This is a genomic window from Saccharopolyspora sp. NFXS83, assembly GCF_026241095.1.
Classification (GTDB): domain Bacteria; phylum Actinomycetota; class Actinomycetes; order Mycobacteriales; family Pseudonocardiaceae; genus Saccharopolyspora_C.
Map to the genome: position 1 here is coordinate 283,761 of NZ_JAPFGB010000005.1, position 24,874 is coordinate 308,634.

The following is a 24,874-nucleotide window of genomic DNA, read 5'->3' on the forward strand; positions in this document are numbered from 1 at the left end:
AAGCCGCTGAGGTTCCGCTGAGCGACCGACAACGCAGACCGAGTGCACAGGCGGGCTCTCAGCGGCTCCGGCCGCTGACAAGACGCGGACGAAGTACCGGTCCGAAGGCTCTCCCCATGACGTCCGCAGGAGCTGCTCGATCATGACCGGTGAGTTCACGGCCAAGGCGACTTACGGCCAGGTCTTCGCGGTCGCGCAGTTCCGGGTGCTGTTCGCCGGTCGGTTGCTCGGCGTCATGTCGGACACGGTGCGGTCCGTGGCGCTGGCGGTGCTGGTGTTCGAGCGGACCGACTCGCCGCTGCTGACGGCGATGGCGTTCACGATCGGCTTCCTGCCGCAGGCCGCGGGTGGCCTGTTCCTCGCCGCGATGGCGGACCGGTTCCCGCCGCGCGCCCTCGTCAGCACGGGCTACGCCTTGCAGTGCGCGGTCGGGCTGCTGCTCGCGTCCGGGCGCCTCCCGGTCGCGGGCAGCCTGCTGCTCGTCGCGGCAGTGGCCTGCCTGACACCGGTCACCACCGGTGCCACGGCCAGAGTCCTCGCGGAAGTCCTCACCGGCGACGCCTACGTGCTCGGACGGTCGCTCTCGTACCTCGTCGCGGTCGCCGCGCAGTTGGCCGGGATGTCCGTCGGCGGGGCGCTCACCGCCTGGCTCGGCGTGGAGCGCACGATGCTGCTCACCGCGGTGGCGCACCTGCTCGCGTCGGTGATCAGCCGCCTGTTCCTGCCGCGCACCGAGCCGGTCCGGGCGAGCGGCTCGATCGTGCGCAAGACCTGGCAGGGCAACGCCGCGCTCACCCGCGCCCCCGGAGTCACCGAGCTGATCACGGCCCAGTGCCTGCCCGCCGCGTACCTGGCCGCGGGTGGCAGCCTGCTCATCCCCTACTCCGCGCAGCGCGGGTTCGGCCCGGCGGAGACCGGCGTGCTCCTGGCCGCCACCTCGGTCGGCATGCTGCTCGGCGACGTCGTGGTCGGGCGAGCGTTCGCGCCCGCCACCCGCGAACGGCTCGTCCTGCCACTGCTGCTGATCATGGACACGCCGCTGATCACGCTCGTCCTGAACCCGCCGCAGCCGGTGATCGCCGCCGCGTACGTGATCACCGGGGTGGGGTCCGCCTACCTGCTCGGTTTGCAGCGGCGCTTCCTGGAGGCGGTCCCGCCCGAACTCCATGGGCAGGGCTTCGCGCTGCTCAACACGACGACCATGACGATCCAGGGCGTCGGTCCCCTGGTCTTCGGCCTGATCGCGGAATTCCTCCCGCTCGACCGCACGATCGCGCTGATCGGCGTGAGCAGCGTGATCACCGCGCTCCTGCTGCGCGGCACGATCCGCCCGCGCCCTTCCCGCTGAGGCCGTCGCGCGCCCGGCGGAGAACACGACCGGGCGCGCGGCGGTGCACCTCAACCGCGGGACAGGCGCAGGACCGTGCCCTCACCTCCTGCCGCGACGAGCAAGGAACCGCCCGGGGCGGTGGTGATCCCGGCGAAGGCCCGTGGCTGACCGGGGATTCCGGGCGCCGTCACGGGAACGCGCGGGGTCGGCGTGCTTCCCGGCGGTGGCCCGACGGGGAGTCCTTCTGCCTCGACCCGGTGTTCGCCGGTGTCCGGGTCGATCGCCAGGAGCCTGCGCCGCCCCGCCTCGACCACGAACAGCTCACCACCGTGCCAGGTGATCCCCTGGGGTTCGGCGAGGCCGTCGGCGACGATTTCCCCGCCGTCGCCGGAGATCCGCAGCACCCGCCCGGCGCGCTGATCGGTCACGTAGCGCTCGCCCGCCGCGTCGACCGCCACGTCCACCGGCCCGTCGAGCCCGTCGGCGAGCACGGTCACCACGTCGTCCCGGTCGATCGACGACACCCGCCCCGCACCGGTCTCGGCGACCACGAGCGCACCGTCCGCGCCGACCGCGATCCCGCCCGGCTCGGCGAGTCCGGCGGCGCGCACCCGCGCGGCGCCCTCGGCCGGGTCGTAGGTGCGGACGTCGCCGAACTGCGAGGTGAGGTGCAGCAGCTCGCCGTCGGCGACCACGCCGTGCGCGAACCCGCCCAGCTCCGACATGAGCATCCCGCCGGCCTCGCCGCCCAGTTCGCCGGTGGCGGTGCCGAGGCGGAAGTGGTCGGTGGCGTACCAGCGGCCCCGCTCGTCCGCGGTGACGTCGAACGGGCCGCTGAACCCGCGCGGGACGACCGGGCGGGGCCGGTCGTCGAGGTCGATCCGGGTCAGGCCGCCGCTGGCGAAGCTGGAGACCAGCATCCGGTTCTCGTCGTCGAACGCGGCGTTGTCCATGCCCGCGATCCCGGTCGTCGTGATCGAGCGCGACCCGCTCCGGTCGAACCTGGTCACGATGCCCTCGACGCCGCGGGAGACGACGACCAGCTCGCCACCCCGGTCGAAGCGCACCGCGACCGGCTGGTGCACCTGCTCGGCCACCAGCTCCGGAGTCCCGCCCTCCGGGGAGATCCGCCAGACCTCGCCCGTCATCATGTGCGGGTAGTACAGCAGCCCGTCCGGGCCGAGCTGCATCGCGTTGCCCATCGCGAGCCCGTCGGTGAGCACCACGGGCGCTGCCCCGCCGGGGAAGAGCTCGAAGACGCGGCCGTCCTGGTACATCTCGTTGACGAACAGCCGATCACCGACGCAGGTGATCCCGTTCGGGCAGCGCAGGCCTTCGGCCACGACGCTGAACTCGCCCGCAGGGGTGCGCCGCCACACCAGGCCGGGGTTGAGGTCGGTGATGTACATCGACCCGTCCGCGCCGAAGGCCAGGTCGTCCGGCGAGCGCACCGGGCCGTCCAGCGGCACGACGACCTCGACGTCCCCGGATTCGACGTCGACGGCGCTGATCTGCCCGGCGAGGTACTGCGCCACGTGCAACCTGCCGTCCGGGCCGAAGGCGACTCCGTTGGACCCCCACAGCGCGTTCGGCGGGTTCTCCCGCCGGACGTCCCACCGGAGGCTGGTGATCTGCTCCGCTCCGAACCGGCTCACCACTCGTCCCCTTCCACCAGCACGTCGGTCATGTCCGTCTCCGCTCGCCACGTCCGCAGCAGCCGGTAGAACTCGACCGGCCCGCCGCCGTAGGACTCGCTGCGCTGCCGCGGTCTGCCCTCGTTGTTGTAGTAGCTCGGAGTGCACTCCGCGAAGAACTCCTTGCTGGCCTGCTCCTTCTCCCGGATCGTGGCCACCCACGCGGCCTCGGCCCGCTCGCTGGGTTCGACGTAGCGGGCGCCGCGGTCGCGGGCCGCGGCGATCACCTCGGCCACGTGCACGGACTGCTCGTCGAGCACGTGCGCGAAGTTCACCGACGTCGCGTTCTGCGAGGCACCGAGCCGGAAGTAGTTGGGGAAGCCGTGGCTGTAGAACCCGTGCAGCGTCTTGAGCCCGGTGCTCCAGTGCTCGGCGAGGGTGCGGCCGTCCCGCCCGCGCACGGTGCGCGCCGCCGCCGCGGCCGGGCCGGCGCCCAGGTCGAACCCGGTGGCGAACACGATGCAGTCCACTTCGTACTCGACGCCGCCGGAGACCAGGCCGCGCTCGGTGATCCGCTCCACGCCCGCTCCCCCGGTGTCGACCAGGGTGACGTTGGGCCGGTTGAACGTGGGCAGGTAGGTGTCGCTGAAGGTGGGCCGCTTGCACATGCGGCGGTACCAGGGCTTGAGCGCCTCGGCGGTCGCCGGGTCCTCGACGATGTCCTCCACCCGCGAGCGGATCGAGTTCATCTTGGCGAAGTCGGCCAGTTCCGCCAGCAGTTCGCCGTCGGACTCCGCCTCGGGGATCGCGTTGTCCTCGCTGGGCATGATGACGCGCAGGGTCTGGACGCTGTCGGTCCAGCGGTCGCCCACCAGGTCCTGCTCGGCGTGGCCGCCGGTGACCAGGGTCAGGAAGTTCTCCCGCCGCTCGCGCTGCCAGCCCGGCGCCAGCGTCGTCGCCCACTCCCGGTCCGTCGGACGGTTGCCGCGTTCGTCCACTGAGGACGGAGTCCGCTGGAACACGTAGAGGTGCTCGGCGTCCTGGCCGAGGTGCGGGACGCACTGGATGGCGGTCGCACCGGTGCCGATCACCGCGACGCGCTTGTCGGCGAGCTTGTGCATGCCGCCGCTCGCGTCCCCGCCGGTGTAGTCGTAGTCCCACCGGCTGGTGTGGAAGGTGTGCCCGCGGAAGGTCTCGATACCGGGCAGTCCGGGCAGCTTCGGCCTGCTGAACGGGCCGCTGGAGACCACGACGTAGCGGGCGGTCATCACGTCGCCGCGATCGGTGCGCACGGTCCACCGGGTGGCGGACTCGTCCCACTCGACGTCGGTGACCTCGGTCTGGAAGCAGGCGTTGGCGTAGAGCCCGAAGTGGTGCCCGATGGCCTGCGCGTGCCCCCGGATCTCCGCGCCCGGCGAGTACTTCCAGTCCGGCAGCGACCCGAGTTCTTCCAGCAGCGGCAGGTAGATGTAGGACTCGATGTCGCAGTGCACGCCGGGATACCGGTTCCAGTACCAGGTCCCGCCGAAGTCACCGGCCTTCTCCACGACGCGGATGTCGGTGAACCCGCGCTCGACGAGCCTGGCCGCGGCCGTGAGGCCGCCGAACCCGCCGCCGACCACGAGCACTTCGACGTGGTCGTGCAGCGGTTCGCGGGCGAACCCCGGCTCCACGTAGGGATCGTCGGCGTAGTACCCGAACTCGCCGGTGGTCTCCTGGTACTGCCCCGACCCGTCCGGCCGCAGCCGGCGGTCCCGCTCGTGGCGGTAGCGCGCCCGCAGCGCGTCCGGGTCGAACCCCAGCACGGCCGGATCGAGCGCCGCGCGCCGGGAGTCCTCAGTCGTGGACATGTGCGCTCCTTCATCCTCGTGGGTAGTGCGGTACTTCGTCTTCGTTCTTCGAACCAGATCCGCGTTGCCGGAACCTCAGCGGCTTTGCGGGATCGACCTCCCCAGTGGCTCCGCCGCACGCGAAGTCGCCGTCCTCGCGAGGAGGCAGCTGAGAACCTGCCGGTGGTCGGCTCGCCCTGGTGGTCACCGCTCAGCGGCTCCGCCGCTGAGCAGCCACAAGCCAAGAACGCCGCTCACCTGGAGCGACGGGCTCAGGGACGGCTCTGAGCACCCGACCCGCCGAGCAAGCGAGGACTCATCAGGCCGCCTTGCCGCGGCCGGGCAGGAAGGCGGCGACGGCGAAGGCCAGCAGGGAGGACGCGGCGCCGATGCCCAGCACGATCTGGAACCCGCTCAGCGCGGGCACCGCCGCACCGCCGACCTGGATGGTGAGGTTCGCCAGCACCACGCCCGCCGTCGCGCTGGAGACCGACGTGCCGATGGAGCGCATCAACGTGTTGAGGCTGTTCGCGGCGGCCGTCTCCGACACGGGCACGGCGCCCATCACCAGCGCGGGCATCGCGCCGTAGGCGAGCCCGATGCCGGCGGCGATGACGCAGGAGATGACCATGAGCTGCCAGATCGCCGACATCATCACGAGCCCCATCCCGTAACCGGACGCGACCACGAGCGCCCCGGCCATCAAGGTCACCTTGGGCCCGCGGGTGCGGGAGATCCACGCGGAGACCGGGGACATCGCCATCATGACCAGCCCGTTGGGCGCCATCACCAGGCCCGCCGCGAGGATGGTCTGCCCGAGTCCGTAACCGGTTTCGGCGGGCAGTTGCAGCAGTTGCGGGATGACCAGCGACATCGCGAACATCGCGAACCCGAACACCACGGACGCGAGGTTGGTCAGCAGCACCTGGCGGCGCGCGGTGGTGCGCAGGTCGACCAGCGGCTGCCGGGCGCGCAGTTCCCACCAGCCCCACACCAGCAGCGTCACGAGGCCCGCGACCACCAGTCCCGAGGTCATCCCGCTGGTCCAGCCCCACTCGGCTCCCTTGGACAGGGCCAGCAGCAGGCACAGCAGCGCGATGGACAGGCCGATGGCTCCCGGCAGGTCGAACCGCCCGCCGGTGCGCACCGACGACTCGGGCACGAGGACCTTCACGAGGACGGCGGCGACGAGGCCGAGCGCGCCCGCCGCCCAGAACAGCACGTGCCAGTCCGACTTCTCCGCGATGAACGCGGCGGCGGGCAGCCCGAGCGCGCCCCCGACGCCGAGGGAGGCGCTCATCAGCGCGGTCGCGCCGCCGAGCCGTTCGGCGGGCAGTTCGTCGCGCATGATGCTGATGCCGAGCGGGATCACGCCCGTCGCCAGCCCTTGCAGGAGCCGTCCTAGCACCATCGGCGCCAGGCTGTGGGCGAGCGCGCACAGCACGGATCCTGCCACCATCGTCACGAGGCTGATCAGCAGCATCCGACGCTTGCCGTACATGTCGCCGAGCCTGCCGACGGTGGGCGTGGCGACGGCTGCGGCCAGCAGGGTGGCGGTGATCGCCCACGCGGCGTTCGCGGCGGTGGCGCCCAGCAGCTTGGGCAGCGCCGGCACGAGCGGCACGACCAGCGTCTGCATCAGCGAGACCGTGATGCCGCTGAAGGCCAGCACCGGAACGATCACGTTGGGACGCGGGTTCCCCGGCCGGTCCGCGCGCCGAGGCGCGCTGAGGGCATGGGTCATCGGGTGGAGCTCCTGTCATCGGATGGGTGCCGTCGCGGAAGTGGCGCTCCGCAGCGGGAAGCGCCTTCGTGCCGACTGCTCCGATGCCTCCGGCACGACCATTAAGGCAGTCGCTTGACTGACGATAGCAGCTGCGGTTAACTGGCTCCAGGTTCGATCTCACGAGGAGGCGCACGGTGACTCAACCCGACGAACGGGTGCTGGCCTACCCGATTCCGGCCCCGGACGCGCTGAGCCCACCCGCCGAGTGGGCGGAACTGCGCAACCGGTGCCCGGTCTCCAAGGCGAAGTTGCCCAGCGGCGACGAGGTCTCGCTGCTGACCCGCTACGCCGACGTCAAGAGCGTCCTCTCGGATCCGAGGTTCGGCCGCAAGCTCGACGAACCCGACGCGGCCCGCATCTCCGACACCGATTCCGGCGGGCTGTTCAACAGCGAGATGGCCTCCGCCCTGCCGCAGGGCGGCGAAGCGCACCAGCGCTGGCGGCGGATGCTCAACCGGTGGTTCACCGCCAAGCGGATGGCGGCGCTGCGCCCCGAGATCGAGGCGATGGCCGAACGGCTCGTCGACGAGATGGTCGCGAGCGGCGCCCCCGCCGATCTGAAGGCCGCCTTCGGCTTCCCCCTCCCGGTCTGGGTCATCTGCGACATGCTCGGCGTGCCCACCGCCGACCGCGACCGGTTCTCCCGCTGGTCGGACATGTTCCTGAACCTCACGCGGTACTCCGAGCAGGAGTTCAAGACCGCCGAGACCGAGTTCTTCGCCTACATGGCCGAGCACATCGCCGCGAAGAAGGCGCAGCCCGGCGACGACCTGCTCAGCGAGCTGATCACCGCCACCGACGTCGAGGGCGAGCGGATGTCCGACCGCGCCTTGGCCGCCACCGGACTCGGACTGCTGATCGCGGGGCACGAGACCACGGCCAACATGATCGGGAAGATGGTGGCGATGCTGCTGTCGGACCGGGCGCGCTGGGAGCGGCTGCTCGCGGACCGGTCGCTGATCCGCTCCGCGGTCGAGGAGGCGCTGCGGTTCGACGCCAACTCCGGCCTCGGCATGGTCCGATACCTCTACGAGGACGTCGAGGTCGCCGGAACCGCGCTGCCGCGCGGCACCACCGTCATGTGCAGCATGGCGTCGGCGAACCGCGACGACACCGCGTTCGACGGCGCCGACGACATGGACCTGACCCGCACCCCGAACCCGCACCTGGCGTTCGGCACCGGCGCGCACTCGTGCCTGGGCCAGTCGCTGGCCCGCACCGAACTCCAGGTCGCGCTGGAGGTCCTGCTGCGCAGGCTCCCGACCTTGGAACTCGCCGTCCCCGCCGACGAGTTGCGCCGCCTGGAGGGACTCGTCGTCGGCGGACTCAGCGAAGTCCCGGTGCGGTGGTGACGATGGGCGCGGCGAGGGCCAAGCAGGTGAGCGCGACTCGGGAGCTGATCCTGTCGGCCGCCGAGCGGCTGTTCGCCGAGCACGGGGTCGCCGCGGTGTCCAACCGCCAGGTCAGCGAGGCCGCCGGGCAGGGCAACAACACCGCGGTCGGCTACCACTTCGGCACGAAGGCCGAGCTGGTCGCCGCCATCGTCCGCAAGCACCACGAGCAGATCGAGCACCGGCGCGCCCGGATGGTCGCCGACGCCCGCGGATCGCGGAACGTGCGGGACTGGGTGGCGTGCGCGGTGCTCCCGAACGCGCGGCACCTGGCCGATCTCGGCGTCCCGACCTGGTTCGGCCGGTTCGGCGCGCAGGCTATGACCGACCCGGCCTACCGGGAGATCATGGCGCGGGAGTCGCTGAACTCGCCCTCGCTGGTGGAAGCGGTCGGCGAGCTCAACCGCTGCCTGCCGGAGCTGCCACCGGAGGTGCGGGAGGAGCGTCGCGACATGACGCGCCAGCTGATGGTGCACGTCGTGGCCGAACGCGAACGCGCCCTCGCCGAGGGCGGCGCCACGCCCCGCGACTCCTGGGAGCAGGCCGCGACCGGTCTGATCGACGCGGTCACCGGGCTCTGGCTGGCCCCCATCACCACTCGTCCGTGACGTACCGCCGTCGCGAATTCGCAGAACACCGATCCCCGGCAAGAACAGGAGTGCGCCATGAAGGTGACCGTCGATGAGGACAAGTGCTGCGGCGCCGGGACCTGCGTGATGGTCGCGCCCGACGTGTTCGACCAGCGCGACGACGACGGCGTCGTGGTGCTGCTCGACGTCCGGCCCACGGCCGACCTGCACGAGAGCGTTCGCGAGGCCGCGAACATGTGCCCGGCGGCGGCCATCGCCCTCGACGAGCGGTCGTGAGTGCTGACGGCTCGGTCCTGGTGGTCGGCGCCTCGGCCGCCGGGCTGTCCACCGTCGAGGCGCTGCGCCGCGGCGGTCATGCGGGACCGGTGACGGTGCTCGGCGCCGAGCGGCACCTGCCCTACGACCGGCCGCCACTGTCGAAGAAGGTCCTGGCCGGCGAGTGGGAGCCGGATCGCGCGCGGCTGCGGCCGGATTCGGCGCTGTCCGCTCTGGACGCCGAGTTCGTGCTCGCGGACGCGGCGGTCGGCTTCGACGCCGCCACCCGCACCGCGCGCACCGCCTCCGGACGCGAGCTGAGCGCCGACGCGGTCGTGCTGGCCACCGGCGTGCGCCCGCGGACGCTGCCCGGGGCGGACGGCCTCGACGGCGTCCACGTGCTGCGCACCGCGGAGGACTCGATGGCACTGCGGGCGGACCTCGTCGCGGCCTCCCGGCTCGTCGTGGTCGGCGAGGGCGTGCTCGGCGCCGAGATCGCGGCGACCGCTCGGGCGATGGGCTTGGACGTCACGATGGCCGGGCCGCAACCCGCGCCGATGGCCGGCCTGCTCGGACCGCTGGTCAGCGGCAGGCTCGCCGCGCTGCACGCCGAGCGCGGCGTGGAACTGCGGCTCGGCACCGGCGTCGAGGGCGTCACCGGCGAGCACCGCGTGACCGGCGTGCGCCTGGACACCGGCGAGGTGCTGCCCGCCGACGTGGTCGTCGTCGCGATCGGCGCCGTCCCGGAGACCGAGTGGCTCGCGGGCAGCGGCCTCGAACTCGACGACGGCGTGGTCTGCGACTCGCGGTGCCGCGCCGCGCCCGGCGTGTACGCCGTCGGCGACGTGGCCCGGTGGTGGGACGAGCGCCTGGATTCCCTGGTGCGCTTGGAGAACCGCACCCACGCCACCGAGCAGGCGGGCGTGGTGGCCGCGAACATCCTCGGCGCGGACCGCGCCTACTCGCCGGTCCCCTACTTCTGGACCGACCAGCACGACGTCAAGATCCAGGTGCACGGCACCTTGCCACCGAATGCTGAAGTGTCCGTTGTGGATGGTGATCTCGACGGCGGCAGGTTCGTGGCGCGCTACCGGCAGGACGGCCGCACCACCGGCGTGCTCGGCTGGAACATGGCCAAGCAGACCAGGATCCGCCGCCAGGAGATCGTCGACGCCTTGACCGAACCCGCCGCGCTGCGCTGACGGGCCGCCGCGCACCGGCACGCCCGGCGGCGGACGTTCCTCGATCGGCGTCCGCTGAGCTGCTCCGCAGGTGCTGAGGTGATCGAAAACCGCCTCGGGCGCGGCGTGCCGGTGGTCCGTTCGGGCAGGCCGACCTCTACCATTCCGCGGGTGACCACCTACGACGATCTTGACCCGTTCGAGCAACTGGACGCCTCCTCGCTGCCGCTGCGCCAGCAGCGGATCCTGGCGACGATCCGGGACCGGGTGGTCCGCGACGGGTATTCGCCCAGCACCAGGCAGATCGGCGAGGCCGTCGGCCTGCGGTCCTCCTCCTCGGTGTCCAAGCACCTCGCGAGCCTGGAGGAGAAGGGCTTCCTGCGGCGCAGCGAGACGGTGTCGCGACCCATCGACGTGCGCGCGTTCCTGCGGGGTTCCTCGGCCGAGCGCTCCGACGAGGACTCGGTGACGGTGCCCGTGGTCGGCGACATCGCCGCCGGGACGCCCATCGCGGCCGACGAGCACGTGGACGACACGCTCCGGTTGCCCCGCGAGTTCGCCGGGCGAGGCACCGTGTTCGCGCTGCGCGTGCGCGGCGACTCCATGATCGACGCCGCGATCTGCGACGGCGACACCGTGATCGTGCGCCAGCAGCCGGAGGCGCACTCCGGCCAGATCGTCGCCGCGCTGCTCGACGACGAGGCGACGGTGAAGGTCTACCGCCGCCGCAACGGCCACGTGTACCTCGAACCGCGCAACTCCGCCTACGAGGTCATCGACGGCGACCACGCCACGATCCTCGGCACGGTGGTCTCGGTCCTCCGCAGCGTCTGAAGCCCCTCCTGCCCGCGACCTGCGCAGCGGATCCGGTCGCGGAACCCCAGCGCTCGTCTTCGATCTCCCGTCCCGGCGTGCGCCTGGGGTTCGTGATCGTCGTCCTGTCAGCGGCGAAGCCGCTGAGCAGTGACCACCCACCAACCGGCACCGCCGCGGGTTCTCAACGGCTTCCTCGCGAGGACGGCGTTTTTCCTCGTGGCGGAGCCACTGGGAAAGCGATCCCGCAGCGAGGAAGCCGCTGAGGTTCCGCGATCCGACCCTTGCGCAGAACGGGGACGAGGGGCTCTCAGCGGTTTCGGGAGAGCAGCCAGATGAAGTACGGGGCTCCGATCAGGGCCGTCATCAGGCCCGCGGGGAGCTGGTCCGGCGCGATGGCGGTGCGACCCAAGGTGTCCGCCGCGCACACCAGGATGCCGCCCAGCAGTGCCGCCACGGGGAGCACTCGGGAATGCCGCCTGCCCACGATCGCGCGCGCCGCGTGCGGAGCGACCAGCCCGACGAACGCGAGCACCCCCACTCCCGCCACGGCGGTGCCGGTCAGCAGGACCGCGCACGCGAGCAGCAGCAACCGCGCCTTCGGCACCGGCACGCCCAGCACCCGCGGCGTCTCGTCGTCCACCGACAGCAGGTCCAGCTCGCCGCGGGCCCGGATCAGGACCGGGATCAGCAGCAGCAACGCCAGCGCCATCGGCACCAGGTGCTCGTAGGTCCGCCCGTACGTCGAACCACCCAGCCAGGTCAGCGCCTTCGTCTCGTTCCACGGGTCGGACAGCGTGATCAGCAGCGTCACCAGCGCCTGGGTGCCCGCTTGCGCGCCGAAGCCGATCAGCACCAGGCGCTCGCCCGCGAACCCGCCCTTCGCCGCCATCGCGAACACCACGGCCGTCGCCACGGCGGCACCGACGCCCGCGCCGCTCGCCTGGATCCAGAAGCCCGCGCCGGACCACAGCGTGATCACGGTGACCGCGCCGACGCCCGCGCCTCCGGCGACGCCGATGATGCCCGGATCCGCCAGCGGATTGCGCGCCACCGCCTGGATCACCGCACCGGCCAGCGCCAGCGCGGCACCGGCCAGCAACGCGGCGACCACTCGCGGCACCCGGTTCGCCAGCACGCTGGTGACGACCGGCCCGGCCTGCCCGGTCAACCAGTTCGCCAGGTCGCCCAGCAGCAGCAAGGTGTCGCCGAGCAGCACCGACCCCGTCACCACCCCGGCCGCCGCGAGCACCAGCCCGCCGACGACCAGCCGGTGGCGCAGGGCCGTGACCCCGCCCCGGACACCGGCGGCGGGCGGTTCCGCCGACGTGGCGGTGACCCGGATGTTGCGGCACAGCACCATCAGGAAGACCGCGCCGAGCAAGGTCGTCGCCACGCCGGTCGGGACCTCCAGCGCTCCTTGCGCACCGATCACGGCGCGCAGCAGCACGTCCGCGGCCAGCAGCAGCACCACTCCGGTGGCGCCGGAGATCGGGATCAGCGCCGCGTGCCGGTGCAGGCCGGGCACCTGGTTCGCCAGCAGGCGCACCAGCGCGGGCGCGGCCAGCCCGACGAAGCCGACCGGTCCCGCCAAGGTCACCGCCGACGCCGCGAGCAGCACCGCCAGCGCGATCGACGCGAACCGGATCCGCCCCACGTGGACGCCGAGGCTCCGCGCGTGGTCGTCACCCAGGTAGACCAGGTCGAGCCGGCGGGCGATCGCGAGCAGCGCCACCACCGCGACGCCGATCACCGGCGCCAGCGTCCGCACCCCGTCGAGCCCGGTCTGGCCCAGCGAGCCGGAACCCCAGGCGAACAGCCCGCGGGTCTCCTGGTCGAACAGCAGCAGCAGGATCCGAGTCAGGGACGTCATCGCGAAGGCGGTCGCGGTGCCCGCCAGCACCAGCCGCACGATGCCGGTGCCGCCGAGCCCGGACAGCGAGATCACCAGCAGCGCCGCCCCCAGCCCTCCGGCGAACGCGATGCCCGTCGTCCCCAGCAGCGGCAGCGCGGTGCCGAACGCCGCGACCGCGACGATCGCCAGGTGCGCGCCGGCGTCCACGGCCAGCGTGTCCGGGGACGCCATCACGTTGCGCGCCACCGATTGCAGCACCGAACCCGCCACGCCGAGCGCGCTCCCCACCAGCAGCGCCGTCAGCAATCTCGGCAGCCGGGACTCGACGACGACCGCGGCGGCCGAGTCGGTCCCGCCGCCGAACACCCACCGCAGCACGTCGGCGACGTCCACCGAGGAGGTCCCCTGGGTGAGGTGCACCGCGGAACCCAGCACGACGAACGCGCCCAGCACGAGCACCAGCAGCACCAGCCGCGCGCTCCGGCGCACCGGTGCGGCCGGAGCGGCGGGCGGGCGGATCAGGGTCTTGCCACCGTTCACCGCGCGGTTACGCCTTCAGGGCGGCGACGGCGGCGTCGACGTACTGCGCCATGGAGCGGGGACCGCCGAACATCCACAGCGAATCGGGGAAGCGGTGCACCTTGCCGCCGCGCACGAACGGCAGGCCCTCCCAGATCGCGTTGCCCGCGAGCTCGTCCGCGTACGGGTCGCTCTGGGCGCTCGCCCCGTACCAGAACCGCACGTCCGGCAGCGCGGTCAAGCCCTCCACGTCGGCCCGCGCGAGTCCGTACGCCGGGTCGCCCGCCATCGGCCACGCGTTGCGCAGGCCGATGCGCTCGAACACGTCGGACACGAGCGAGCCCGCGGCGAACGGCCGGATGCTCACCGCCCCCGAGGTCACGTAGGCGTCGGAGAACGCGACCGGCTCGCCGAGCGCACCCGCCCGTTCCACCGCGGCCCGCCCCTCGGCGATCTTCGCGTCGAACTCGGACCGCAGCTGCGCCGCCCGGCCCTCGGTGCCGGTGGCCTGGGCGATCATGTCCACGTTCCGGAACATGGCGCCGATCGAGCCCTTCGCGTCGCCGCCCTTGATGACGATCACCGGCGCCACCGATTCGACCTGCTCCAGCGCGCCTTCGGTCAAGCTGTCGGTGACGACCACCAGATCCAGGTCCAGCGAGCTGAGCGTGTCGATGCTCGGCTCTCCCCGAGTGCCGATGTCGGTGGAGGTCCCGTCCAGCGGAGCCGCGCTCACCCACTCGCCATAACCGTCCACATCGGACACGCCGACCGGCGTCACGCCGAGCGACACGAGGCTTTCGGTGCCGTTCCACTCGGTGGCCGCGACCCGCTTTGCCGGCCCGTCGAGCGTGACCTCCTTGCCGCGGGCGTCGACGATCGTCGCCATCGGCTCGCCGCCGCTCGCGGGCGCGTCGGCGCCACCTGCTTGCTCGGTGGTGCCGCAGCCTGCCGCGAACAGCGCGACGACCGCGGCCAGCCCGATGATCGCACGGGTGCTGCGCATGTCTCTCCTGCCTTGCAGTGGTGACCGGCGACGCCGGTCAAGCCGATGGGATGCGGACGCCGGAGGAGTTGAACCGGCCGACGGCGCGAGTGCGGATGCGCCCGCCCTCCGGATCGGCCTCCACGTCCACCTGGATGCCGTAGGCGCGGGTGAGGTTCACCGAGGTGAGCACGTCGCGAGGGGCTCCTTCCGCGGTGACCTGGCCGTCTTCCAGCAGCAGCAACCGGTCCGCGACGGCGGCGGCCTGGTCGAGGTCGTGCAGCACCACACCGACGCCGACGCCGTGCTGATCGGCGAGGTCGCGGATCACGTCGAGGATCTCCACCTGGTAGCGCAGGTCGAGGAAGGTGGTCGGCTCGTCGAGCAGCAGGAGTTCGGTGTCCTGCGCCAGGCAGCTCGCCAGCCACACCCGCTGCGCCTGCCCACCGGAGAGGGCCTGCACCGGCCGGTCGGCGATCGCGGCGAGCCCGGTCAGCGCCATCGCGCGCTCCACCGCCTCCGGCCCCTCCGGATCTCGCCCGCCCCAGCGGGACCGGTGCGGGTGGCGCCCGAACTCGACGAGCTCCCGCACGCTCAGCCCGCCCGGCGCCGTCCGCTGCTGCGACAGCAGCGTGATCCGGCGGGCGAGTTCTTTGCCGGACAGCGCCCGCAGTTGGGCACCGTCGGCGAAGGCGACCTCACCGGCGGTCGGCGGGTGCAGCCTGGCGAGGGCGCGCAGCAACGTCGACTTCCCGCTGCCGTTCGGACCGATCAACGCGGTGACCGCACCCGCGTCGAGCGAGATCGACGCCGCGCGCACCACGACGTCACGCCCGTAGGCGACGTCGACCTCACGGGCGCGCACCCCGGCCGCGAACTGCGAAGGAGTCAAGGACACAGCCGTACACTAAAGACAGGCTTACCTAACTCACAAGAGTGTCAACCGGCACAATCCCGACAACCACGCCCAGCAGCGACCCGCTCACGGAACGAACCCGCCCGGAACCCCCTGCCGCCAAGCACCACGCGGCGAAGCCGTGCAGTAGGCGAGCGAAGCGAAGCCTGCCTTGCGGCCGAAGGCCGTGCCTGTATGCGCGAAGCGCATAGCCCACGTCGAAAAGCCGCCCACCCGCGGGTTCTCAGCGGCTTCCTCGCGAGGACAGCTCTTTCCCTCGTGGCGGAGCCACTCGGGAAAAAGATCCCGCAGCGAGAAGACAGCTGAGGTTCCGCCGACCACCCGAGCAAAACGAGCTCAACCCCCCCGATAAGACTCGTGACCGTGGCCGCCTCTGTGGGGGTGGAATTCCGCTACTTCGGCCGGGTGGACGACGAAGGGGCGCATCATGCCTTCGTCCTCGTGGTCGAGGATGTGGCAGTGGTACATGAACTGGCCGGTGGATTCGCCGAAGCGGCCGAGCACGCTGACCCATTCGCCGCCGGCGACGACAGTGGTGTCCTTCCTGCCGTGTTCGTGCTGCTCCAGCGGGATGTCGGTGAATCCGGTGGCCGGTGAGGTGGTGCCGCCGAGCGCCACGTCGAAGTCCGGGGTGAAGCCGCGGCGGGCGACGACCTGGAACTGCACCAGGTGGATGTGCACGGGGTGCGCCGGGCCGCCGAAGTGGATGAAGTTCCACTCCACGGTGCTGCCGTGCTTGACGAAGATGCTCACGGTGTCGTCGAACAGCGACGCGACCTGCTGGAACGTCCTGGTTCGCCCGGTGCGGGGGTCGGTGACCTGGACGATGTTCTGCGCGGGCAGCGGTGGGATCTCGCCGTCGAGCTCCCGCAGTTCCCACATCTGCGGGTGCGCCATGCCCGCCGTGCCCGGTGGCACCAGGGCGATCCACACCTGGTCGTGCTCGTCCGGCACATGCGCGAGCCGGAGCGGCTCGGCGGGCAGCGACTCCGGCAGGCCGACCGCACCGCGACCGGGGCGCCCCTGCACGCGGAACTGCATGATGTCGGGTTCGAGGGCGGCGTTCGCCTCGGTGTTCGTCAGCCGCAGCGAACGGCCGCGGAGACCGTCCCGGCCGAAGTCGATGGCGAGGTCGGCGCGTTCCGCCGGTGCCAGCACCAGTCCCGCCTCGGGCAGCGGGACCGGGCGGGGCAGCAGTCCGCCGTCGGTGCCGATCACCCGCACCGCGTCGTTCTCCGAACCGCCGTCCTCGTTGATGAGGTTCAGCCGGTAGAACCGCGCGTTGGAGGTGTTGGCCAGCCGGAAGCGGTAGGTGTCCCGTTCGACGTCCAGGTGTGGCCAGATCACACCGTTGACCAGGGTGAACGGGCCGGTGAACGGCACCAGTGCGGTGCCGATCGCGTCGACCTTGAACAGCAGCTGCCCGGTCGGGTTCCCGTCCGCGTCCGCGTCGAGGTTGCGGTCGCAGATCAGCAGCGGGATGTCGTGGTCGTCGGGCAGGCCCAGCGCCTTCTCCCGTTCGTCACGGATCCGGTACGCGCCGAACAGTCCCACGTGGACGTTCCAGCGGGTGATGGCCATCGCGTGGTCGTGGTACCAGAGGCTCGCGGCGGGCTGCCGGTTCGGGTACTCGACGAGCTGGGAATGCCCGCGCAGCACCGCGTTGTGCGCCCAGCCGTCGCTGCCGCCGTTCGCGTCGGCGCCGTGCAGGTGCGTCACCAGCCAAGCGGGCACGTCCGGGACGCCGTCGATGTGAGCCGCGCCGCCGGCGGGGCTCCCGTCCGGATTCCGCGGGTAGCCGGGATTGTTCGACGACAGTTCCGCCGGAGGTGTTCCGGCGGGCGCCAGCGGTACCCGGACCGCGACGAGCGGCATGGTGCCGGTGACGTCGTTGGTCCAGGACACGCGCAGCCGCTGATCCCGCTCGACTTCGATGGTCGGCCCGGGGAAGTGCCCGTCGTAGGCCCACAGCACGGTTTCCGGCAGTTGACCGTGCAGCCGCACGCGGGTCGTGACGGCGCGCACCGTCAGCTCCGCATCGCGTCCGCGCGGGCGGCGCACGGGTGGCACCGGGAGCGGATCCAGGAACTTCGTCAGGCCGAACGTCGGCCCGCCGTCCACCGGCTCCGCCACCTCGGGTCGCGTCGACGACTTCGCCATGCGCTGGTCCCCCACTTCGCGCTACGAGAATCCCCGGTGCACGCCCCGAAAACGAGTTCTCGACCGGACGTGCTCTGACGCGACCGCCGCGCAGACCCCTTGCGACGACGGTTCCCGTCCTGTTGGCCGGGCCGCCAGGAGCGCGCCCACCGAGGACAGTGGACAGGCAAATTCCCTGAGAGCACAAGGGATTCGGCACATCGATCACCCGCCCGCGCCACCACGATCACTCGAACGGGAGTCGATCGCACGGCCGGGCCAGGCCGGGGCGACCATCCTCCCCCTCGCGAACGGGACGGGAAACCGCCGCACGACAACGCATCCCCCGCTCCGAGATCATCTCCGGGGGGCTCGCGACGGCGGATCCGAGCTCGCGCCCCACCGGGCGAGCGCTACGGGAGGACCTCGACGGCCGAGGTGCTCCGAGGTGGAATCGGCGACCTCGTCCGTCTTCGCGATCCCGCCCACGCCCGGGGTGAGCACGCCCGCGGCGGCCGTGGCCTCGATCGCGGCGCCGAACCGGGACGGCCTCCGCCTGCAGCCCGCAGTGGTCGAGCACGAGGGCGGCGCTGCCGGCGGCGCCCGCCGGAGTCGCCAGGCCCCGACCGGCGATGTCCGGGGGCGGCACCGTGCCGCATTGGTCCGCCGAGTCCGATCCGGCGGTCCCGCTCCGCTCCCGGCCAGGCAGGAGGCGGGCGACCGGGCCGCTGCGACGCCCCCGTCCTGAACCACGCTGGGAGTTCTCGAATCCTGCCCTGCGGCGGCCGGTCTTCGGCTAGGTTCGATCACGTCGTCAGCGTCGTGAGTTCGGGGAGCAGCGGGATGTCGGATCTGGTCAGGATGCCGTTGGAGAACGGCGGCGAACTGCTCATCGAATCGACCGACGGGCAGGGGTCGATCCCGGTCGGCGGGGGCGGCAAGGTCGTGCAGGCCTCCGAGACCGTGCAGAAGGCCATGGGCAACATCCGGTCCGCCGCCGAAGCGGTGCTCGGCGAGCTCCGCGCGATGGAGCAGCCGCCGTCGAAGGTGAACGTGCAGTTCGGCATCAAGGTGACCGGGGAGGCGAGCCTCGCGGTGGCGAAGTCCTCCGGTGAGGCCAACTTCAACGTGACCATCGAGTGGAACGACGTCAAACCGGACAAGTGAAACCTGCCGGAGCTCCTGGACGAGGAGGAGTGCGCCGCCAGGTTCGATCGTCGGAAACCGCGCGGGTGAACTGCCATGACGGAACGTCCTGACCCGACCGCGGCCGAACCGCTGGCCGCGTCGCTGGTCCGCCTCGTCGGCGGCGGGCGGCTGCTCGGCACCGGCTTCACGCTGCCCGGCGGCCTGATCGCCACGTGCGCGCACGTCATCGCGGGCTTCGACGACGTGCGCGCGCAGTTCCCGCTGCTCGGGCCCGACGACTGCGCGGTGGCCGTGGTCGAGCGCGACGACGCCGAGGACATCGCGATCCTGGAGCTGCTCGCCCCGCCGGAGCGAGCGCTGCCGACCCCCATCCGGCTGGACGGCGACCTGCGGAACCACCGCTTCCGCGTCCTCGGGTTCACCGACGCCGAACCGGACGGCGTCTGGGTGTCCGGTTCCCTCGCGGGAACGCAGGGCAGGGGCCGCGTCCAGATGCGGGTCGATCCCGATCACGAGCGCATCGTGCGCGGGTTCAGCGGATCTCCGGTGTGGGACGAGGAACTGGGCGGCGTCGTCGGCATGGTCGTCACCAGGTCCGGGACGACCGCGACGACGGCCCACCTCGTGCCGGTGTCGTCCTTCGGCAGGTGGGCGGCCGACGCGCGCAACCCGTACCTCGGGCTGGCGCCGTTCGGGCCGGACGACGCCGCGCACTTCCACGGCCGGGACGAGGCGGTCGAAGAACTGTTGAGCCGCCTGGCTTCGCGGGACCTGGTCGCCGTCGTGGGCCCGTCCGGCAGTGGGAAGTCGTCGCTGGTCCGAGCCGGTCTGCTGCCCCGGCTGGCGCGGCAGGGCACCGCGGTCGCCGAGCTCCGCCCCGGCGACCCCCCTGGCCCGGTCCCGGTCGCCGACGGCGCGACCGTGCTGTTCCTGGACCAGTTCGAGGAGTCGGTCATCGCCGACCCCGATGCGGCCTGCGAGCGGTTGACGCAGGTCATCGCGCGGATCGACGCCGAACCGGCCGGTCGGCTGCGCGTGGTGCTGACGTTGCGCTCGCAGTCCCTGGACGCCCTGATCGGGCCGGGCACCCGCGGGAAGCTCAACGACGCGGTGTGGCTGCTGGATCCGATGGACCACGACGACCTCCGCGAGGCGATCGTGCGTCCAGCGGAGGGCGGCGGGCTCGCGTTCGAAGTCGGTTTGGTGGACGCCGTCCTGCACGACTGCCCACCGGGGCACGGCACGCTCCCGCTGCTGTCCGAAGCGTTGAAGCAGCTGTGGGACCGCCGGTACGGCAGCTGGCTGACCCACGCCGCGTACCGGGATCTCGGGCGGCTGCCAGGAGCGTTGCGCGAGCACGCCGACGCCACGCTCGCGGCCTTCGGCCCGGAGGAAACCGCGCTCGCCGAGCGGTTGCTGATCAGCCTGACCCGCCCCGACGGCGACGGCGGCCACACGCGCCGCCGCGCGGAGCTCGACGAACTCGGCCACGACCTCCGGCCCGTCGCCGACGAGCTCGCCGCCGCGCGCCTCGTCGTCATCCGGGAAGGGCAGGTGGAACTGCCGCACCAAGCGCTCATCGACCACTGGCCGACGTTGCGCGGCAGGCTCGACGAGGACGCGGTCTTCCTCGCCTGGCTGGCGAAACTGCACGACCTCCGCGACTCCGGCGGGCAGCTCAGGGGTGCTCCGCTGGCCGAGGCGGCGGAGTGGCGGCGGCGGCGTCCCGACGACATTCCCCCGCCGCAGCGGGAGTTCATCGCCCGCAGCGAGGACGTGCAACGCCGGTCCCAACGCCGCTGGCGCACCATCACCGCGATCTCGGTGGCCTTGGCCCTCGTCGCCGTCCTGCTCACCGGCGCCGTCGGGAAGTTCGCCAGCGACGTCAACGACCAGCTGCACACCAGCAACGCCCGCCTGCTCGCGCAAGCCGCCGAGCGGGCGGCGGACGTCGACCCGCGCCAGGCGCTGCAACTGGCTTTGGCGGCGTACCGGGAAAAGCCCGACAGCGACGAGGCTTATGCCACCCTGTTCGCGCAACGCCTGCACTGGGACGGCGTGAACCGCGTCGTCGGCCCCGGGCTGATCCCGGACGCCGACGTCTCGTCGTTGCAGGCGAGCGCGGACGGGCAGGTGGTGCTGACGCACCACTCCGATCCCTCCACAGCCCCGGCGTTGTGGTCGGGCCTCGCCGGACCGCACCCCCGGCATCGCGACCTCCCGGTGGATCCCGTCGTCTCCCCCGCCAACCAGGTGGGGCTCAGCCCGGACGGCCGGATGCTGATCGTGTTCGAGAGTGGGCCGAACAACGGCGTCCGGCTGCTCGACCTCGCGGATTCGGACCGGCCGATCGCGCTCGTGGCTCAGGACGGATCCAGCCCGAACAACGCGAGCGCCGCCGGATTCAGCTGGAACAGCAGGTTCCTCGCGATCCACTCGCGCGAAGCGCAGCAGCCGGTGCACGTGTGGGATCTGGCGACCGGGCAGGAGGTTCCCAACCGGATCACGCTCGATCCCGCCATCGCGCTGAAGACGGTGTTCCCGTCGTCCGACGGGCGATCGCTGATCACCGAGCGGACCGGCGACGGAGGTCGGGACGTCGTGGAGCGCCGAGATCTCGCTTCCGGCGCGAGCCTCCGCAGCTACCCGCTCGAATCGTCGGACGTGCTCGCGGGGCACGGGACGGTGCTGGCCCGGTGCGAAGGCACCGCGGTGCACGCCATCGACCTGCGCACCGATCGCGTCACCGAACTGCCCGGTACTCCGTGCAGCAGCCTCGACACCGACCTCACCGGGCAGTACGTCCTGTCCGACATCCCCTACCGGAGCACCCAGGCGGTCATCCACTGGCCGACCTGGCGCAGGGCGTTCGCGGGCGCGTTCGACATCGACACGGACGTCGAAGAACTACCTGCCCTCGTTCCCAGGGCCGACGGCGAGCTGACGTCCGTGCACCAGCGCGACGGCGCGGTGGAAGCGAGCGCGGTTCCCACCGTCGCCGAGCGGGTGCGCGGCGAATCGTTCGCGGCGTCCGTGGACGGGCGGCGGTGGCTCACGGCCCGCGACGCCGGGGACCCCGACACCGCGGAACTGACCTTGCACGACGTGCACGGCGCCGTGCTGGCGACGGCTGCGGTCCCCGATCCGGACGGCACCTTCCTCTCCGCTTTCACCGCGACGTTCGATGCGACCGGTGAGCACATCGCCGTCGCGCACGAGTCGACGCTGCGCTTCTACCGCACCTCCGATCTGGCCCTGGAAGCCGAACGGACGCTGCCGACCTCGCCGGGGCACGAACCCGCGGAGCGCGGCGAGGACGCCAGGAACATCTCGGTGGCGCGGGGAGCGGGCGGCGAGTTCGCGGTCGGCAGCGCGGGGATGCTGTCCACCTGGGACTTCCGGACGAAGGACCGGACGGCGCCGCCCGTGGTGCTGGGGCAGGCGGACGCACGAGGGCGATTGCCGAAGGATCCCCAGCTCACGGCACGCCCCGGGCATCCCGGTGAGCTGCTGGTGGCGCTCGACGGACGGTTGCTGCTGTGGGACGTCGGGGCCCGGAGATCGCTGCACGAATTCCCGCTGGACGTCTCCGGTCTCCCCGCGCGGACCGTCGTGTCCTCGGACGGTTCGACCGCGGCCGTCACCGGCGGGTACCCGAACCGGATCACCCTGGTCGACCTCGACGAGCAGGTGGTGCTACCGAAAATCAACGCGGACACCGGGAACGCGCTCGGTTTCACCGGTGAGTACCTGTTCACCGGCGACGATTCCGACGGTTTCCAGATCTGGAACTGGAAGGATCGCCGACTCGCCGGGACCGTCCCGTCGAACCCGACCGGGACGGATGCGCCCGCGATCGAAGGCGACGTGTTCCTCGCCGACTCGACGCCGTCCCGGCGGAGCCCGGTTCCGCTGGATCCGGAGCGGTGGTTCCGGGACCTGTGCAGGCTCAGCGATCGCGACTTCACCGAACCGGAGACTTCGATCCTGCGGCAACTCGGCGTGAGCACGGAACGCCCCTGCGGTTGAACCGCGCCGGCGACGAGAATTCGCCACCCCAGCGGGAAGAGCGGGCTCCGCCACGAGCGGATTCCTCAGTCGACGCTCACCACGTACTTGCCCCGCACGCCGCCCGCCTCCAGCGCCCGGTGCGCCGCCGCCGTCTCCTCCAGCGGGAAGCGCGCGTCCACGGCGGGACGCAGGTTCCCCTCCACCACCTCACGTGCGAGGTCGTCGAAGAGCGCCCGCGCGGGGTTCCCGCTGAAGAAGCGCACCCGCCCGCGCCCGTGCACGGCGCTGGCCGCGACGTAGCCGAGCGACGCGGCGGGACGCGCCAGGTCGAAGGCGATGGTCACCATGCGTCCACCGGGCTTCAGCAGGCGCCGGAAGGCGCGCAGGTCGGTGCCAGCGGTGTCGAGGACCACGTCGAACAGGCCCAAGTCCTGCGGCGGGACGCTCCGGTGGTCGATCGCGTGCTGAGCGCCGAGTTCGCGGACGAAGTCGAGGTTGGCCGCGCGCGCCAAGCCCGTGACCTCGGCGCCCCGAGCCCGGCCGAGCTGGACCGCGGCGTTGCCGACACCGCCCGCCGCACCTCGGACGAGCAGTCGTTCGCCGGGGCGCAGCCCGGCCTTGTCGCGCAGTGCCGTGATGGCCGTGGTCGCCACCGGCAGCGCGGCGGCCTCCACCAGGTCCACGCCCTCCGGGACGCGGCCGAGCCGATCGGCCCGCACGGCCACGTACTCGGCCGCGCTGCCGAAGCCGGTGCGCGCCAGGACGCCCCACACCCGGTCGCCGACCGCGACGCCCGTCGCACCAGCGCCGAGCGCGGCGACCTCGCCGGTGAAGTCCAACCCGATGCGCTGCGGGAACCTCCGTCCGGTGAGGAGGCGGACGCGACCGGTGCGGGCCGCCAGCTCGCCGCCGTTGACGCTGAACGCGCGCACCCGCACGAGCACTTCACCGCGCTTCGGTTCGGGGCGCGCCACCCGGCCCGCGTACAGCACTTCGGGGCCGCCGTAGCGGTCGAAGAGCACGGCTTTCATCGTGCGGTCGTCCATCGTTGCCACCTTCTCCGGCAGGGCCGTTGTCGGGGCCGAGCGTAAGCTTCGAAGTGGACGGTGCCGTCCGTTTCGGCCGGAGGTGAGAGACAGTGGTGGCGGAATCCTCTCGGATACCGGACGGGGAGAGGCTGCGAGCAGACGCCCGGCGCAACCGGGAGCGCATCCTCGTCGCGGCCCGCGCGGTCTTCGCCGAGCACGGGATCGACGCCCCGATGGCGACCGTGGCCCGGCGGGCCGGCGTCGGCGTGGCGACGCTGTACCGGCGCTTCCCCGCTCGGGACGACCTGGTGCGCGCCGCGTTCGCGCGGCAACTGGAGACCTGCGCGCAGGCGCTCACCGAGGCGGTGGCCGATCCCGACCCGTGGCGGGGCTTCCGGCGGCTGGTCGAGACGGCGTGCGAGCTGCAGCGGGAGGAGCGCGGGTTCTCGGCCGCGTTCGCCACGGCCTTCCCGGGCAGCACCGCGGACCACGCGCGGCGCGCCGAGCGGGAGCTCACGGCCCTGATCCGCAGGGCCCAGGCCGCGGGCGCGCTGCGGGCCGACTTCCACCCCTCCGATCTCGGCGTGGCCCTGCTGTCGCACTGCGGCCTGGTCACCGCCCTGCCCCACGACGGGGCGGCGTCCAGACGCCTGGTGGCGTACTTGCTCCAGTCCTTCCGCGCCGAGGCGGCGCACGAAGTCCTGCCGCCGCCCAGCGATCTGCCGCTGCGCAGCCTCCCGCTCTCCGCCGACGGAACTCGGGCGCAGCCCTGGCCCGCGAACGGGGCCCGTCAGTAGCCCCGCGCGACCCACGCGTCGAAGTGGGGTTTGACGGCGCCGATCGTGGTGCCCTCGCCGTGACCGGGGCGCACGCGGGTCCGGTCCGGGAGCACCAGCAGGCGCTCCCGGATCGACTTCGTGATCGTCCTGAAGTCGGAGAAGGACCGCCCGGTGGCACCGGGGCCGCCCGCGAACAGCGTGTCCCCGGTGAACACCGTGCCGAGATCGGGGCAGTACAAGCACACCGAACCCGGCGAATGCCCCGGCGTGTGCACGACCTGCAGCGCCGCCCTTCCCACGGCGATCTGCTGGCGGTCCGCCAGCCCGTGGTCCGGCATCCGTTCCGGGTGGGTCAACCGCCACAGCGGCAGGTCGTGGGGGTGCAGGTACAGCGGGGCGCCGACGGCGTCGGCGAATTCGGGCGCGAGCCGGACGTGGTCGTCGTGCGCGTGCGTGGCCAGCACGGCGCAGACCTTCCGGCCCGCCACCAGTTCCCGGACCGCGTCCGGGTCGTGCGGAACGTCGATCACGACGCACTCGTGCTCGTCCCCGACGACCCACGCGTTGTTGGTCACCTCGTGGACTTCTCCGTCGAGGGAGAACTTCCCCGTCGTCGTCCCGTGATCGATGCGAACGGCCATCTCGATCCCTTCCAGGTCGCTCTCTTCACCATCATCCGGCTCT

At 72.2% G+C, this 24,874-nt stretch carries 18 protein-coding genes; 9 read left to right on the top strand and 9 right to left on the bottom strand.

All coding sequences use genetic code 11. The annotated features are described in order from the left end of the window. Positions 1 to 142: 142 nt before the first annotated feature. Positions 143 to 1,348, top strand: coding sequence for an MFS transporter (locus OOZ19_RS08085; RefSeq protein WP_266089396.1), 1,206 nt, complete (start codon positions 143 to 145; stop codon positions 1,346 to 1,348). Positions 1,349 to 1,398: 50 nt separating this feature from the next. On the opposite strand, the gene OOZ19_RS08090 is transcribed toward OOZ19_RS08085, so the two are convergent. The 3 genes from OOZ19_RS08090 to OOZ19_RS08100 form a co-directional block, all read right to left on the bottom strand. Next, positions 1,399 to 2,985 carry a hypothetical protein gene (locus tag OOZ19_RS08090; RefSeq protein WP_266089397.1) on the bottom strand — a complete coding sequence of 529 codons (1,587 nt, stop codon included), beginning with the start codon at positions 2,983 to 2,985 and terminating at the stop codon, positions 1,399 to 1,401. Beyond that, positions 2,982 to 4,814 (bottom strand): flavin-containing monooxygenase, encoded by a 1,833-nt coding sequence (locus tag OOZ19_RS08095; RefSeq protein WP_266089398.1) that lies wholly within the window; start codon positions 4,812 to 4,814, stop codon positions 2,982 to 2,984. The genes OOZ19_RS08090 and OOZ19_RS08095 overlap by 4 nt, the downstream gene beginning before the upstream one ends. Before the next feature lie 298 nt (positions 4,815 to 5,112). Next, on the bottom strand, positions 5,113 to 6,537 hold the full coding sequence (locus tag OOZ19_RS08100; RefSeq protein WP_266089399.1) for an MFS transporter: 1,425 nt from the start codon (positions 6,535 to 6,537) through the stop codon (positions 5,113 to 5,115). Positions 6,538 to 6,713: 176 nt separating this feature from the next. Between OOZ19_RS08100 and OOZ19_RS08105 the strand changes: the two genes are divergently transcribed. The 5 genes from OOZ19_RS08105 to lexA all read left to right on the top strand — a co-directional run bounded on the left by OOZ19_RS08105 (position 6,714) and on the right by lexA (position 10,830). Further along, positions 6,714 to 7,931: a cytochrome P450 gene (locus OOZ19_RS08105; RefSeq protein ID WP_266089400.1), complete on the top strand. Its 1,218-nt coding sequence runs from the start codon at positions 6,714 to 6,716 to the stop codon at positions 7,929 to 7,931. 2 nt (positions 7,932 to 7,933) lie between these two features. Then, positions 7,934 to 8,578 carry a TetR/AcrR family transcriptional regulator gene (locus OOZ19_RS08110; protein WP_266089401.1) on the top strand — a complete coding sequence of 215 codons (645 nt, stop codon included), beginning with the start codon at positions 7,934 to 7,936 and terminating at the stop codon, positions 8,576 to 8,578. Between the two features lie 57 nt (positions 8,579 to 8,635). Beyond that, positions 8,636 to 8,836: a ferredoxin gene (locus OOZ19_RS08115; protein WP_266089402.1), complete on the top strand. Its 201-nt coding sequence runs from the start codon at positions 8,636 to 8,638 to the stop codon at positions 8,834 to 8,836. Then, a complete protein-coding gene (locus OOZ19_RS08120; protein WP_266089403.1) occupies positions 8,833 to 10,017 on the top strand; it encodes an NAD(P)/FAD-dependent oxidoreductase in 1,185 nt (394 codons plus the stop codon). The genes OOZ19_RS08115 and OOZ19_RS08120 overlap by 4 nt, the downstream gene beginning before the upstream one ends. A gap of 150 nt (positions 10,018 to 10,167) precedes the next feature. After that, positions 10,168 to 10,830, top strand: coding sequence for a transcriptional repressor LexA (gene lexA / locus OOZ19_RS08125; RefSeq protein WP_266089404.1), 663 nt, complete (start codon positions 10,168 to 10,170; stop codon positions 10,828 to 10,830). A 289-nt stretch (positions 10,831 to 11,119) separates the two neighbouring features. Here lexA and OOZ19_RS08130 read toward each other — a convergent pair whose 3' ends face one another. The 4 genes from OOZ19_RS08130 to OOZ19_RS08145 all read right to left on the bottom strand — a co-directional run bounded on the left by OOZ19_RS08130 (position 11,120) and on the right by OOZ19_RS08145 (position 17,244). After that, on the bottom strand, positions 11,120 to 13,204 hold the full coding sequence (locus tag OOZ19_RS08130; protein ID WP_266089405.1) for an iron ABC transporter permease: 2,085 nt from the start codon (positions 13,202 to 13,204) through the stop codon (positions 11,120 to 11,122). Positions 13,205 to 13,211: 7 nt separating this feature from the next. Then, entirely contained in the window at positions 13,212 to 14,189 is a 978-nt protein-coding gene (locus OOZ19_RS08135) for an iron-siderophore ABC transporter substrate-binding protein (RefSeq protein WP_266089406.1), read from the bottom strand. A 37-nt stretch (positions 14,190 to 14,226) separates the two neighbouring features. Further along, the gene (locus OOZ19_RS08140; RefSeq protein ID WP_323055109.1) at positions 14,227 to 15,066 is read right to left on the bottom strand and encodes an ABC transporter ATP-binding protein; all 840 of its coding nucleotides are present in this window, start codon (positions 15,064 to 15,066) and stop codon (positions 14,227 to 14,229) included. Between the two features lie 354 nt (positions 15,067 to 15,420). Beyond that, complete coding sequence (locus OOZ19_RS08145; RefSeq protein WP_266089407.1) at positions 15,421 to 17,244, bottom strand: multicopper oxidase domain-containing protein; 1,824 nt, start codon at positions 17,242 to 17,244, stop codon at positions 15,421 to 15,423. Between the two features lie 822 nt (positions 17,245 to 18,066). On the opposite strand from OOZ19_RS08145, the gene OOZ19_RS08150 reads away from it, so the two are divergent. Beyond that, positions 18,067 to 18,390 (top strand): CU044_2847 family protein, encoded by a 324-nt coding sequence (locus OOZ19_RS08150; protein ID WP_184478738.1) that lies wholly within the window; start codon positions 18,067 to 18,069, stop codon positions 18,388 to 18,390. A gap of 75 nt (positions 18,391 to 18,465) precedes the next feature. Next, on the top strand, positions 18,466 to 22,401 hold the full coding sequence (locus tag OOZ19_RS08155) for an nSTAND1 domain-containing NTPase (RefSeq protein ID WP_266089408.1): 3,936 nt from the start codon (positions 18,466 to 18,468) through the stop codon (positions 22,399 to 22,401). Positions 22,402 to 22,466: 65 nt separating this feature from the next. On the opposite strand, the gene OOZ19_RS08160 is transcribed toward OOZ19_RS08155, so the two are convergent. Next, positions 22,467 to 23,429: an NAD(P)-dependent alcohol dehydrogenase gene (locus OOZ19_RS08160; RefSeq protein ID WP_266089409.1), complete on the bottom strand. Its 963-nt coding sequence runs from the start codon at positions 23,427 to 23,429 to the stop codon at positions 22,467 to 22,469. Between the two features lie 92 nt (positions 23,430 to 23,521). Here OOZ19_RS08160 and OOZ19_RS08165 point away from each other — a divergent pair, with 92 nt between their 5' ends. Next, on the top strand, positions 23,522 to 24,208 hold the full coding sequence (locus tag OOZ19_RS08165) for a TetR/AcrR family transcriptional regulator (protein ID WP_266089410.1): 687 nt from the start codon (positions 23,522 to 23,524) through the stop codon (positions 24,206 to 24,208). Here the strand turns inward: OOZ19_RS08165 and OOZ19_RS08170 are convergent. Next, entirely contained in the window at positions 24,202 to 24,831 is a 630-nt protein-coding gene (locus OOZ19_RS08170) for an MBL fold metallo-hydrolase (RefSeq protein WP_266089411.1), read from the bottom strand. The two genes, OOZ19_RS08165 and OOZ19_RS08170, sit on opposite strands and share 7 nt — an antisense overlap. Positions 24,832 to 24,874: the final 43 nt, after the last annotated feature.